11 protein-coding genes are annotated in these 12,413 nt (G+C 62.9%); 2 read left to right on the forward strand and 9 right to left on the reverse strand.

Translation table 11 applies throughout. The annotated features are described in order from the left end of the window. Nucleotides 1-16 precede the first annotated feature (16 nt). The 9 genes from HMPREF3172_RS02430 to HMPREF3172_RS02470 are packed head-to-tail and all read right to left on the reverse strand — an operon-like array spanning nt 17 to nt 8,911. Nucleotides 17-745, reverse strand: coding sequence for a LuxR C-terminal-related transcriptional regulator (locus HMPREF3172_RS02430; RefSeq protein WP_070428186.1), 729 nt, complete (start codon nt 743-745; stop codon nt 17-19). Beyond that, nucleotides 714-1,919 carry a sensor histidine kinase gene (locus tag HMPREF3172_RS02435; protein WP_070515126.1) on the reverse strand — a complete coding sequence of 402 codons (1,206 nt, stop codon included), beginning with the start codon at nt 1,917-1,919 and terminating at the stop codon, nt 714-716. Before HMPREF3172_RS02435 ends, HMPREF3172_RS02430 begins: the two co-directional genes overlap by 32 nt. Beyond that, nucleotides 1,916-2,824: a type II secretion system F family protein gene (locus HMPREF3172_RS02440; RefSeq protein ID WP_083272024.1), complete on the reverse strand. Its 909-nt coding sequence runs from the start codon at nt 2,822-2,824 to the stop codon at nt 1,916-1,918. Before HMPREF3172_RS02440 ends, HMPREF3172_RS02435 begins: the two co-directional genes overlap by 4 nt. Continuing rightward, complete coding sequence (locus tag HMPREF3172_RS02445) at nt 2,821-3,753, reverse strand: type II secretion system F family protein (RefSeq protein WP_070515129.1); 933 nt, start codon at nt 3,751-3,753, stop codon at nt 2,821-2,823. Before HMPREF3172_RS02445 ends, HMPREF3172_RS02440 begins: the two co-directional genes overlap by 4 nt. Beyond that, on the reverse strand, nt 3,750-5,078 hold the full coding sequence (locus HMPREF3172_RS02450; RefSeq protein ID WP_070515130.1) for a TadA family conjugal transfer-associated ATPase: 1,329 nt from the start codon (nt 5,076-5,078) through the stop codon (nt 3,750-3,752). Before HMPREF3172_RS02450 ends, HMPREF3172_RS02445 begins: the two co-directional genes overlap by 4 nt. After that, nucleotides 5,078-5,482, reverse strand: coding sequence for a TadE/TadG family type IV pilus assembly protein (locus tag HMPREF3172_RS02455; protein WP_070515132.1), 405 nt, complete (start codon nt 5,480-5,482; stop codon nt 5,078-5,080). Before HMPREF3172_RS02455 ends, HMPREF3172_RS02450 begins: the two co-directional genes overlap by 1 nt. Next, on the reverse strand, nt 5,479-7,269 hold the full coding sequence (locus HMPREF3172_RS02460) for a CpaE/TadZ family protein (RefSeq protein WP_070515134.1): 1,791 nt from the start codon (nt 7,267-7,269) through the stop codon (nt 5,479-5,481). The genes HMPREF3172_RS02455 and HMPREF3172_RS02460 overlap by 4 nt, the downstream gene beginning before the upstream one ends. 32 nt (nt 7,270-7,301) lie before the next feature. Beyond that, nucleotides 7,302-8,096 (reverse strand): Flp pilus assembly protein CpaB, encoded by a 795-nt coding sequence (gene cpaB / locus HMPREF3172_RS02465; protein ID WP_070428180.1) that lies wholly within the window; start codon nt 8,094-8,096, stop codon nt 7,302-7,304. Continuing rightward, nucleotides 8,093-8,911 (reverse strand): hypothetical protein, encoded by an 819-nt coding sequence (locus HMPREF3172_RS02470; RefSeq protein WP_070515136.1) that lies wholly within the window; start codon nt 8,909-8,911, stop codon nt 8,093-8,095. Before HMPREF3172_RS02470 ends, cpaB begins: the two co-directional genes overlap by 4 nt. A 576-nt stretch (nt 8,912-9,487) precedes the next feature. Between HMPREF3172_RS02470 and HMPREF3172_RS02475 the strand changes: the two genes are divergently transcribed. Both HMPREF3172_RS02475 and HMPREF3172_RS02480 read left to right on the forward strand, forming a co-directional pair. Further along, nucleotides 9,488-11,197, forward strand: coding sequence for an OmpA family protein (locus tag HMPREF3172_RS02475; RefSeq protein WP_070428178.1), 1,710 nt, complete (start codon nt 9,488-9,490; stop codon nt 11,195-11,197). Beyond that, nucleotides 11,194-12,408: a hypothetical protein gene (locus HMPREF3172_RS02480; RefSeq protein ID WP_070515138.1), complete on the forward strand. Its 1,215-nt coding sequence runs from the start codon at nt 11,194-11,196 to the stop codon at nt 12,406-12,408. Before HMPREF3172_RS02475 ends, HMPREF3172_RS02480 begins: the two co-directional genes overlap by 4 nt. Nucleotides 12,409-12,413: the final 5 nt, after the last annotated feature.

Below are 12,413 nucleotides of genomic sequence, written 5' to 3' on the forward strand. Positions count from 1 at the left end.
TTCCGTTCGGCGCTGGTCAGTGGGGGACCGCCACAGTGCGCAGCCACACACTGACTGCTTCAGCACGGCTTGCCACGCTGAGCTTGGCGAAGATGTGGTTGACGTGATTCTTGACGGTCTTTTCGCTCAGGAACAGGGTTTCGGCAATCGCGCGGTTCGTCAGACCGTCGGCAATGAGATCCATGACTTCGCGTTCCCTCTGCGACAGGCTGAAGGGGGCTGAACCGCCAACAGCCGAGGCCGGAGAAGCTTCCACAGCCGGTACGGCGTCCACGGTGCGCTCTGCCAAGGTGCCGTCTTCGGCAGAATCCCGGGCCGGCACCTCGTCAGCTCCCGGCGGGAAAAAAGCTCCCGCAGCCGTTTCAGAAATGAGGAATGAACCGGCGGCAACCGACCGAAGGTTGTGCGCAAAGCTGTCGGGATCGAATTCGCTGTAGACCACGTATCCGCGTGCGCCGGCCTGCAGAGCGGCCTTGATGATCTCGGTTTCTTCGCTGTGCGACAGCATGATGACAGTGCTGATCTCAGACAGCGCGGCGGCTGCCGCAATGCCGTCCGTTCCGGGCATGCGCACGTCAAGCAGACAGATGTCCGGCTTGACCTCGCGGCCCTTCTCAATCGCTTCGGCCCCATCGGCTGCCACGGCAACGAGCTCAAAATCGTCAAGCGCCTTGATGATGTGTTCAAGGCCCACCCGCACAACCGAATTGTCGTCAGCGATGAGAATACGCAGATTCTGCGTCATGTTCCTGTCCTTTCAGCGGTGCAGCAATGCTGATGGTCGTTCCGGTCCCGGGCTTCGAATCGATGTCGACCCGGCCGCCGATCGATGCAGCGCGTTCGCGCATGCCGGTCAGGCCGAAATGCCCGACGCTGCGACCGGAGGTTCCCCTGCTCATACCAGCCCCCTTGTCGCTGACAACAGCCGTAATGCGCCCGGGCAGCAAGCGGACCGTAACGTCGACCTCGTCCGTTCCGCTGTGTTTGGCGGCGTTGATGACGGCCTCTTCCGTGATCTTGCGGACCACGTAGACCGCAGGTTCAGAAGCGCGAACGTTGAGCGATTCGATTTCTGTGTTAACTGTGATGCCGTAAAGCGTGCCGATTTCCTCCAGCGCACGCTGCAGCGACTCCCTGACGGAGGTTTCCGTCCCGTCGCGCAGGTCCGTGAGGATCTTGCGGGACTCTTTGACCGCCTCGTTGGCAGCCTGCGTGATGGTGTCGGCGGTCTCAGCGCACTCGGGGTGCTTCATCCGCAGTGCCGTGGCCTGCAGGCCGATGCCCACGAGTGTCTTCGTCAAAGAATCGTGGAGTTCGCGGGCAAGGCGCGAACGCTCTTCGCCGAGTGCGGCATCGTGCGCGCTCTGAGCCGACTGTTCGAGGGCGGCGTCAATCCGCCACTGCAGAGTGCGCAGAGTTGCGCCCATGTGGACGCACACGATCAGCGTGACGATTGTTGCCCACACAGAAACCGATGTGATGGCCGGCTGGGTGTCGGTCGCGCGGGGATCGAAGATGAACACGGCCGCGTACACAACGACGATGAGTGCCGTGATGAGGTGCCGGTAGGACGCATCGAACAGCATCCCCACGAGGAACGCGCCGCACAGGAGGTATGCAATGTACACCGCGGATGAGCTCGAGACCGCTACGAGAACCGTCGACAGGCCGACATCGACCAGAACAGTTGCAGGGTGTTTGACGACGAACGGGATGACTGACGACCACGCCAGAATGAGCACGAGGGTGACCGTCGTCGTCAGCGCGGCGAAGACAACGGCAAAAACCGTCGGCGGTTCGTCGCGCCACGCAAGCACCATCGGCAGATTGGCCAGCAGACGCATGAACAGCACGAGTTTTCCCGCCTGGATCAGAACCTGCCCCGGCTCCCACTCGGTGCGCGACCACGACGGCTTCACTGCTTGACCCTTCCGAAGATTTCGCCGAAGTCGAAGTCGACGGCGTAGTACATGCCCACGCCGATCAGCAGCATGGTGGCCGGAACCATGATGAGTGACACGACCGCGGAGATCTTGGGGTTCGCTCGCGATGCTTTCTGGCGGGCACGCTGTGCCGTTACCCGGCGCATGTCGAGGGCAATCTGGTTGAGCGCCTCGGTCAGCGGAGAGCCGAGCTCTTCCGACTGCAGCAGTGCGACGACAAAAGAGTCCAGGGACTTCGACGAGTTGCGGGCACGCAGGCTCGCAAATGCTTCCGACCGTGATTCCCCGACGTCCATTTGGCGTAGAACAAGCTGCATTTCTTCCGCCAGCGGACCCTCCGAGCGGTCGATGACTCGTTCGAGAGCTCCGCGGAATGAAAGACCAGCTGAAACCGTGACGGCCAGAACATCGAGGAAGTCCGGAAGGTCGTCCTCGATCTTCTCCTGCCGCTCCGAAGCCTTTGACCACAGGGCGATGTCCGGAATGAAGAACAGGGCCAGCACGATTCCCACTGTGGCAAGCCAGTAGCCGAAGAACACGCCAAGCAATAGAGCGGGAGCGATGCCCAGAAGCGTGAGCTTCGTCTTCATCGTCATGAACTGCGAGAAGTTCGCGTAGTCGGCTTTGCCGGATTCGACGATCTTGCGCGACATCAGGTTCCGATACCCGGTGCCGAGGATGTTCTCGAATTCTCGCCCGAAGCGCTCAGCCAGACGGCTGAGAGGACCCGTTTGGGCTTTCTGCTTCTGCACGGGAACGCGCACAAGCGCGCGATCCTGTTCTGACAGGGCGTCGAGGGGGTCTGAGCGCATCATGCTCAGCCCGCGGTAGGCGGTAAGGCAGATGAGCAGGGCGCACAGCCCGAAAGCGAGTGCGATCACAGTTTGACCCTCGTCAGACGGTTGATGATGAAGAGACCCAGGAGGTAGGCGCCTCCCGTGATGACGAGGACCACCTGGCCGACGATTGAGCTGGTCATCTCGTAGAGAACCTGGTCATTGATGAGCATGAGCACGGCCATGAGAACTACGCCCATGCCGGCGACCATGTAGCCGGTGTAGCTGGCTTCGGCGACGAGGGTGCGGACCTCACGGGTGGTTTCCTTGCGGTTCTCCAGTGTGGTGGACAGGTCGCGAAGAGCTGTGATGAGCGAACCGCCGGAACGGTGGGAAATGACCAGTGTGGACACGAGAACTCCCAAGTCGCGGCCGGGAACCCGATCACGCAGGCGTTCGAACGCGATGTCCAGCGGAGTGCCCAGATCGAGTTCGCGTGACAGCATTCTGATTTCGCGGCCGGCGGGGTCGGGAAGCTCTTCACCGGCAATGTGCAGCGCCGTCTGAATGGACAGACCAGCTCCGGTCGTTGAGGCCAGAATGCGGGCGAACTCGGGCAGCTGGGCCACAATCTGCTCGTACTGGCGGCGGTGCAGCACGGTGAGAACGTAGAAGGCGACGAAGAAAACGCCGGCGCCCAGCAGCACCGCCCAGTGCAGCGCCATGATCCGGTTGAACATGACGGTTGTCAGCACAGCGGCCGCTGTCACCAGCAGGAGGAACTCGCTGACGCGCAGTCGGCGCACGTTCGCTTCTGTCATGAGCCGCTGCAGTTTCCGAATGGGCGACAGCTTCATAAGCAGTCGATCGAGGGGGTCGAAGATCGTCGCGCGCAGTCCCGCACTGCGAATGAGCGAGCGCTCGCGCTGAACGATCGACTGTCGGTCCCACGTGCCCAGGAGGAAAGCAGAGAAACCCGCCGCGCCGAGAATGACGACGGCGGCGGCGATCAGCAGAATCGCTGCTGGATTCATGCCTCAACCCCGGGGATGCCCGCGGGCAGCTGTTCACCGGCAAGCCACATGCGGTGGGCAATGATCTCCGGCAGGGGGTGGAAGACGAAGCGTCCCGTAACCCTGCGCTCTTCCGTGATCGGGTCGGCGTTGAAGCTCATGATGGGGGAGAGCGTGAACTCTTCGCGACTCTTGGAGGTCACGGCGGCGATCTCGGAAATGCGGCGCGAACCGTCAACACCGCGGGACAGCTGGACGATGAGGTCGACCGCGGAATTGATCTGGTCGCGCAGCGCAGCGTAGGGAATTGACAGTTCGCTCATCGATGCGAGGGTTTCAAGTCGTGATACCGCATCGGCTGCGTTGTTGGCGTGCACTGTCACCAAAGAGCCGTCGTGACCGGTGTTCATCGCCTGGAGCATGTCGAGGGTCTCACCACCGCGGACCTCACCGACGATGATGCGGTCAGGCCGCATGCGGAGGCTGTTGCGGACCAGGTCGCGAATCGTCACCTGCCCCTTGCCTTCGATATTGGCCGGACGGGATTCCAGGCGGACCACGTGGGGCTGCTGCAGCTGGAGTTCGGCGGAGTCTTCGATCGTGACGATGCGGTCGGCATCCGAGATCAGACCGGACAGCGCATTGAGCATCGTCGTCTTACCCGTGCCGGTGCCTCCGGAGACCACGATGTTGAATCGTGCCCGCACGCATGATGCGAGGAAGTCGCGCGAGGTGGGGTCGAGTGATCCTTTTTCGATGAGGTCGTCGAGGGTGAAGGGAGTGGGGAAGCGGCGGATGGTCATGGTGGGGCCGTCGAGCGCCAGGGGTGGGACGATGACGTTGACGCGCTCACCGGTGGGCAGGCGTGCATCCACCATGGGGGAGGACTCGTCAACGCGGCGGTTGACCGCCGCGACGATCCTGTCGATTGTCTGCATCAGCTGTGCGGAGTTCGAAAAGCCCATGTCGAGCTTCTGCAGGCGACCGCGGCGTTCAACGTAGACATCGTCGGGTCCGTTGACCATGATTTCGGTGACGGATGGGTCAGCCAGCAGGGGTTCGAGAACACCGAGGCCGAGTGCTTCGTCGACGACGCGGCGGATGAGCGATTGCCGGGCAGATGCCGACATGACGGGACCGGACTGGGAAATCAGGTGGCTGAGCACACGCTCGAGCCGAACACGGCGCTGTGTTGCGTCGTATTTGCTCAGCTCGTCGAGGTCGACTTCGTCCAGCAGCATCTTCCGGTAGGTGCGGATGGTCTGCTGTTCGGGGCTGAGCTGTTCACCGCCTGTAAACTCGAAGTCGTCGGTGCGTTTGCCGCGGGTGCGGTTGAGGAGTGCCATCAGAAGGGTTCCGTCCGTACAAAGTGTGCAGTGCGCGTGACCGTGACGGGCGGAATGATCTGCGAAATCCAGTTCATGCCCAGGTACGGCATGTCGATCTGCACCGTGCAGTTGATCTCTTTGGCCCCGCCGCAGTGCGCGCGGGTTTCGCTGCGCAGCGATTCGCTGACTGCCGCGTAGGCTGCCGGGGTGCCGCTGCCCATGCTGATGGCCTCGGCACGAGCGCCGTTGCGCGCAGCGTGGTTTGCCTGAGACAGGGCGTGCATGGCGAGCATGATCTGCAGGGCGATCAGCCCTGCGACCAGGAACATGGTGGCGCTGCCGAGGAATTCGATGCTGACGACTCCGCGCTCACCCTTGCGCGCAGCGTACAGGCGGTCTTTGAGTTTGCGGACGCTCATCATGATGGCTCCTTCACAACGCCTGCGCTGGCGGGAATGGTCAGGGCGAAATCGCTGGTCTTCGGAATGAGAGTCGGGGCTTTCATCCTCACGGTGACCCGATCGCCGGCCTGGCTCACCGTCATGTCGTCAGCCCACGCGCCGGGTGTGGCGCTCACCGCGGCGGCGGTGGCATTGTCCCCGACCGCGGCTGCGCGGGCACCTTCGTCAGCTGCGTGGCTGGCGAGCACGAACGTGACGCCTACGAGCAGCATCTGGAATGCAATTGCCGCGCAGACGCCGAATAGGGTGGCGATGCCCAACGCCTCGATGCTGACTGCTCCGTGTTCCGAACCGGCCTTGCCCGCCCTGCGGAAGCGGCTGCGCGATCGAGGGCGCTTGAGCGAAGCCTCCGCATTGTCTGCGCTCGCGACGGGTGCTGACGCGCCAGCAGGTTGGAGAGCACCTGTGGGCTGGCTGCCGACTGCCGGTGGCTGTTCGGGTCGAGGCGGAAGCTGGCCATGGTCTGCCTGTGCCGCCGGGGCTGGACTGCTGTTCTGTCCGCCGGGTGGGAGAGCCTCGGGAGAGTCGCTGCCCTTTTTCTTCTTGCCGCCTCTGCCGAAGCGGGGACGCTGTGGCTTGTCGTGAATCGACGGGGGAGCAATGATGCCCAGCTCCTGCAGGATAGCGTCGAGGTCCTGCTTCCACACCGGTGAGGCAAGCTCGGCATCGCGGCGGTTGACCGCTGCTTCCAAGCCCTTTGTGTCTTCGTGAGCCACGGCTTCGAGCAGTGGATAGTTGAGGATGCGCTTAGCAGCGCTCGGGCTGAGGTCGCTGTTCTTCGTGACCTTGTTCAGAACAATCCGCACGGAGCCTTCCGTTTGGATGTTGAGCCTGTCCCACAGCTCCGTCTGCCGGTGCACACCGCGCAGGCTCAGAACGTCGAGGGTCGACACGCTGAGGATTGTGTGCGCCATTTCCAAAGCGGTGGCTCCCGCTTCGCCGATGACAGAGCCGATGTCGACCACGACCAAGTCCGCGCGTGCGGCGAGCATGCTGAGCATTTGGCGCGCGGCGAACTCTGTAACACGCTCGCCGTCTTCGCCGTGTTCCGGGCCGAAGAGAACCCGCAGGCCACTGGGGTGGCGGAACAGAACATCGTCGAGGTGACGCGGTGTGAGTTCCTCGATGACGCCCAGGAGGTCCGTGAGGTTGCGGTTCTGGGGCACGTCCAGCAGCACCGAAGCGTCGGGCTTCTGCAGATCGAGGTCCACGAAGACGATCCGGTCATTGGGGCGGTGCGCCGCTGCGCGCAGAGCCATGTGCAGGGCCAGTGTGGTTGTACCGGTGCCGCCCTTCGCTCCTGCTGTGACGAGGATCTTGCCGCCGCGGTCAATCGTGTCTTCTGTCGGTGTGGCAACCGCGTCGCGCAGAACGGCCGACCAGCCGACAGCGCTTTCGACCAGCGAGGCAATCTCTTCGTAGGACAGCGGGAAGCGCACAACACCGCGGGCGCCGTTGGACAGCGCGGCCGTGTAGTCCTCCGGCTGAGGCTCGGTGACAACCGCGAGAACAGCGCTTGTCGGCTGTCGAACTCCGAGTTCGCGGATAAGGTCCCACTGGTTCATCGGGGTTGAGTTCTCGTCGATCACCAGAAGGTCGACGGGAGCTTCGCCGGGCTGGGCCAGTCGGTGAAGCAGTGCGTGGGAGGTGGCGAATACCTGGCCGATTTCAACATCGGCAGCGCTGAGTGCCTCCCGGATCTGCCAGGCCCTCTGTTCATCGGCGCTGACGATGAGCGCGGTGGTCATGGTGTGCTTCCTCCTGTGTTCTGCCGCGTTGGTCACTTGCTGCCCGTCGACCCAAGAGCCGGCGGCAGATCGGGATCTTCGAAGGACTTGTCGCCGTCCTTGATCTTCGAACCGGTTTCGTTGTTGCCCGAGCGCAGCAGGCGCATGGACACCGCGAAGCTTTCGCCGTAGGACAGTCGGGCAGCGTCTTTGACCGATACTGCGAATGTCACGGCGACTTTTTCAGCTACGCCTTCGACAGCGGATTCGCCAGCGCCCTGGCCGCCTTTGACGTCGATCTCAGGGGCGGCCTGGCCGACCGCGATGACTTTGGCGTTTGCCACGAGAACACCGGCGACGTTGTAGGGGATGTCCGCGCGTCGGTAGTCCCCGCCGTTTGATTTGTCTTCGCGTTCGCGGGCGAAGGCGGCGACCACGTCGACGACGTCACCGGGCTGTACGCGTCCGTTGATGCCCTCCGCGGCTTCAAACGTGATGGTCACTTCGCGCTCGCCGTCTTCGAGAGCTGAAACGGGGGTGAGCGAATCGGTCTGCAGGATTGAACCGGCGGTGATCGATGTGCGCGCCTTCTGCCCGGCAAGCTGATCAAGCGAGGTGATCATGAGCGGGGTGACGTACTTTTCGGGAATCTCGACCGTTTCGACGTCTTCTTCGGGGTTGATCGTCTGGTACGTGCCGATGTCTTCGGCCGCTTTGTACACGGTCACGCGGGGGCCCACTTCGGCGTTGACGTTTCCGACGTAGGCGACGATCCCGAGGAACACGGCGATCGCACCGATAGCGGCGATGATCAGGGTGATGACACCGCGGCGCTGACGAGGATTCATGCGTACTGTCCTTCAGGTTTGGGGCGCGAGGTGGAACGGGGTGCTTCGCCGTCCGCGCGGCAGAAGCCGCACACAGGGGTGACGGTCGACAGACCGCACCAGGAGCAGGTGCGCGCTCGGTGTTTGACCGAAGCGGTGATCGGCGAAATGTCGGCGGGTACGGCGACGATTTCGACGGCGTCGCGCGGTCCCCACCATTCGGCTTGGGTTTCTGTCAGCCGCGGGTGGGTGATGTGCTGTGCCGCTGAAGCAGCTTGCGAGAACTCGCTGAGCACTCTGCGGCACGCTTCAGCGTTTGCCTGTGGTGCAGTGGAGTGCAGCACCATGTTCGGCAAGGCGTACTCGCGGCGCGTGTCGTCGGGGAGTCCCTTGGGACCGATGATTCTTACGCTTCCGTCGAGCTCGCCGAGCGCGGTCCGTGACGGCAGAAAACCGAGGAGGTGTTGCCACAGCTTGGGGTTGGGGCGCTTGAGGCTGCCCGGCTTGCCGGTGATGACGAAGTTGCGCGAGGCTCGCTCGATTTCCTCCAGGATCGCCATGACGAGGCCGGGGTCGTGTTGAGCTGTCAGCTGCCTGGCGAAATCGGCCATGGCTGCGCGCCCCAGAGAGCCCAGGCGGCTGGGAAAGATGATGAGCTCAGAGTCGACTTGAGCGGAACGCGCCTGGCCGACGAGGGTTTCTTCGCTGGTGTTGCCGGCTTCGATGACGATCAGCGGGGGATTGCCCCCCGCGCGTTCGACCGCGAGGGCGGCGCATTCGAACGTACCGTCGAAGCACCAGACATTCTCGGGAAGCAGGACCCGGCGGTCGGACACGGATATCTCCCTCGTTTGCTGTATCGGTTGTGACTTGGCGCAGGTTCGTGGCTAGTGGCCGCTCACTGCATCGATACGGATTACGAGGCGGCGGGACGCGGTGCCCAAGTGCTTACGGCCTTGACTCTAGGGCGGCGTTTTCCTGCCAATCAAGGCCCAAAAGTCCTGGTCAGCGAAGGTTCAATAAGGATTAACCCGCTGTATGCGCGCTTGTTTGTGCAGGTCAGAGGCTGTTTGGCCGGAAAACTCGGGGATCTCGGCGTCTGAGCCTGCCGCCAGCGGCACGCCGCGGCTTCGTTTCTGTGGGCCTCGATTAGGGTCTACGGTCCTAAGTGGCGTCCACATGATGAGAGGGGGAGTCGGCGGGGCTGTGGTGGTGATGCCCCCGCACAGCCCTGACCAGGCGCGGAACATCGGTAGCGGAGGTGGCGTGAAAGTCAGTTAACTCCACGTGAACAGTGTGTGCACGCTTTCTGACAGTGCTGATCCGGCTGAGCATCGGGTGCTAAGTTCGCCTGTGTCTTAGCCCGTGCGGCTAGCCTGACCAGGCCGAACTCGCATAGGAGGAATTCCACGGTGCGCCTGCGAACCGCTGCTTCTGTTTTTGTGACGTCTCTTCTGGTGCTCTCTGGATGTTCCTTCGGGGGTGAATCGGAGGGTAAAGCGGACAAGACAGAAGATCACGCGACCGAGGACACGCAGTCGACACAGCCGGCAGTGGATGACTCGGGGTTCTTCAGCGACCCGAAACTCGCCGGCATCGGCACCGTGGATTTTAACGTTCCCGCATTCGGCGCAGACGGCAGCGTGGAAGCAAAGAGCCGCGCCAGAATTCTGTCACTCGACAAGAACGGCGATACGGTTCGCATGGTCGGCGCGTGGCTGCGCTCTTCTGAGGGCGCCTCGCTGGGTTCGGAGACTCTGGCGGTGGGCCGCAAAGCCTTCCACAGGGGTCCCTGGATTCGACTGGTCGACGAAGCCGGCGGCAAGCTCTACGAGCCGCTGCAGGAAGCAGGCGCTGAAGCTGGATCCTTCGATCGAAAAGACGCGTGCCTGTGCTCCGAGGCCAAAAGCAGGACGTTCTTTGAGCCGAGGGAGGGGAACGTCGAACTTTTCTGGGTTGATTTCCCCGCACCGGAGTCTTCCGATGTCCGTGTTCTCATGGGCGAACACGCGGTGCCGACCGAAGCCCTTCCCATAAGCACAGACACGCCCTTTGAGAACCCGATTCCAGAAAAGGCCGCTTTCGAAGAAGACCCTCCGGACGAATACGGCAGTGCTGACGCACAGCGAGCTGTTCTGCCGCTGCGAGAGAACATCAAGAACGTCGCTGGTTCGCGCCAGACACAGGCAGATGACCAGCTTCAGCTGTCGGTGACTTCGGACGTCCTCTTCGACTTCGATTCCAGCACCATCACCTCAGAGGGCAAAAAGGTTCTTGATGATGCCGCGAAGACGCTGCGCGAAAGCGCTGAGGGACAGACTGTGACGATCGTCGGACACACGGACGATCAGGGTGAAGAGGCGTACAACCAGAAGCTCTCCGAAGAGCGGGCGAAGGCTGTTGAAAAAGCCCTCAAAAAGCCCCTCGAAGGTGCGGACATCACCTTGAAGACGGAAGGCCGCGGTGAAAAAGAACCGCTGGCGCCGAACAAGGACTCAGAGGGCAAGCCGATCGAAGAGAACCGCAAGCAGAACCGCCGCGTGTCTTTCGACTACACGCCGAAAGAAGGTGCCGACACGAAGATCGACACTGGCGAAAAGCTGGAGGACGCTCCAAAAATGGAGGAAGCCGAAACAGCGGACGGTGCTGCTGCATCGGCCATCCTCAAGCAGCCGGGAATGTCGACAGGCGGCAAGGACCTTCGCATTGACCTGCGCGGATTGAAAGCCGATGGCAAGTTCGCCCGGCTTGACTACGCGTTTGCGCTGCCGGACGAAAATGCGCAGCCTGTAGCCGGACTGTTCGTCGGAACCGAACAGGTGACCAGATTTCTGCACTTCGGTCTCAACCCCTACAGTTACGCAGGTGCGCCGTCGGGCGCCAACGTGTCGCTCATCGACGAAGAAACTGGGGAGCAGTTCCTGCCGGTCACCGGCGGCGACGCGGACTGCCTGTGCACGGAAGGCGCTTCAACGGTCGAAGGCGCCTTTGTCGAACCCTCCCAGATGTTCTCGATGTTCCCGGCGGAAGTGCTGGAACGCGAAAAGCTGACCCTGCGCATCGCCAACAGCGGAACGTGGCCGCTGACCGTTGACGAAATCAGCAGCGGCGGGCAGGAGTGAGGCTCTTCGGCCGCCTGCAGTCGGCCGCAATCGCCGGCCTGGCGGTCATCGGCGTTGCCAGCGCGGTGCTCATCCCGGTGGCCCCGCGCATCGGCTTCAGCGGGCAGGCGAAGACGTGCGAAGCGTTCGGTTCCTGTCGCACAGCGGAAGTCATGACCCGTGCGTGCACCGTCGACACCACCTCGACCGTGAGAGGACAGGCTGCGACCCCCGTCTACTACGAACAGGCGGGCGGTATGGGTCTGCGGTTCTTCGCCGATGGCACAGCCGGCGTGGTCGGCGACGGTGGGGACGGGATGCGGTCTCATCGCTTTTCCAGCGGCCAGAGAGCCCTGCGGTGGATGGTCGGGCGAAACCAAACAGAGTCCCGGGCAGCAGACCGGGTCTGGGGTCCAGGCGTGACAGGACCAACCCAAGCGGTCCTCGGTTCCCTCGACAAAGTGGGCTTGGGATCGCGCACCGAGGCGGGCGACACCTCGGACGTTGCTCGGACCGAAGACGGCTCGACGGTGGCCGCCGGCAAGCCCGGCGGCGGCTACAGCGTGGCTCAGGCAGTCGAACTCCCAGCGCCGGTCGGGGGACGGCTGACGGGCCTGGTGCAGTGGCTGGGTATTGACCACCACGTCATCGTCGCCACCGAGTACAGCGCTGACGGCAAGCCTTTAAGCCTGACCCTGCTGGGGCCTGCTAGCAAAGGATGGGACCTGCGTGTTCTGACGGGTACGCAGCCGTCAGTGAAGTTTACGAAGAAAAGCCAGACGGACAGCCAGCTGTTCACACTGCGGTCCTACACCCTGGATCTGACTGAAGAGAAGAACGCGCAGGTTTTCGACGCGGCGTTTACAAATGAGCAGAGCGCTGTGGGCTACACCTTCCGGTCGCTGCCGCTGCGCCCGTACGCGGAAAGCTCAGCGCCGGGTGATGACCGCAGGTACCCAACAGACGATCTTGCACGGCGACTGCAGTCGGACGCGGTTCTCGTTGAAACCTCGTACAAGAACCCGACCGGCGGGCCCCTTTCGGCGCAGGCGACGTTGGCTTTGGCCGCGGGCGCGCCCATGGCTGCGGGCTCGTCTGGCACGGCAGGTGCGGCTGACGCCTTTGAACCGCGGCTGATCAGCGGTGAGGCAATCGACCTGCAGCGGCCGCAGGACCGGTTTGAGCCCTTCGTCAACTGCGATGCGGACAGCACTCCCGAAGGACAGGGGTGAGTGGG

Source organism: Brevibacterium sp. HMSC08F02, from assembly GCF_001807555.1.
GTDB lineage: Bacteria > Actinomycetota > Actinomycetes > Actinomycetales > Brevibacteriaceae > Brevibacterium > Brevibacterium ravenspurgense.

What these genes read in the sequence shown, in the direction of transcription:
- HMPREF3172_RS02430 (WP_070428186.1), bottom strand. Translation starts at nt 745, where the DNA reads ATGACGCAGAATCTGCGTATTCTCATCGCTGACGACAATTCGGTTGTG.
- HMPREF3172_RS02445 (WP_070515129.1), bottom strand. Translation starts at nt 3,753, where the DNA reads ATGAATCCAGCAGCGATTCTGCTGATCGCCGCCGCCGTCGTCATTCTC.
- HMPREF3172_RS02450 (WP_070515130.1), bottom strand. Translation starts at nt 5,078, where the DNA reads ATGGCACTCCTCAACCGCACCCGCGGCAAACGCACCGACGACTTCGAG.
- HMPREF3172_RS02455 (WP_070515132.1), bottom strand. Translation starts at nt 5,482, where the DNA reads ATGATGAGCGTCCGCAAACTCAAAGACCGCCTGTACGCTGCGCGCAAG.
- HMPREF3172_RS02460 (WP_070515134.1), bottom strand. Translation starts at nt 7,269, where the DNA reads ATGACCACCGCGCTCATCGTCAGCGCCGATGAACAGAGGGCCTGGCAG.
- cpaB (WP_070428180.1), bottom strand. Translation starts at nt 8,096, where the DNA reads ATGAATCCTCGTCAGCGCCGCGGTGTCATCACCCTGATCATCGCCGCT.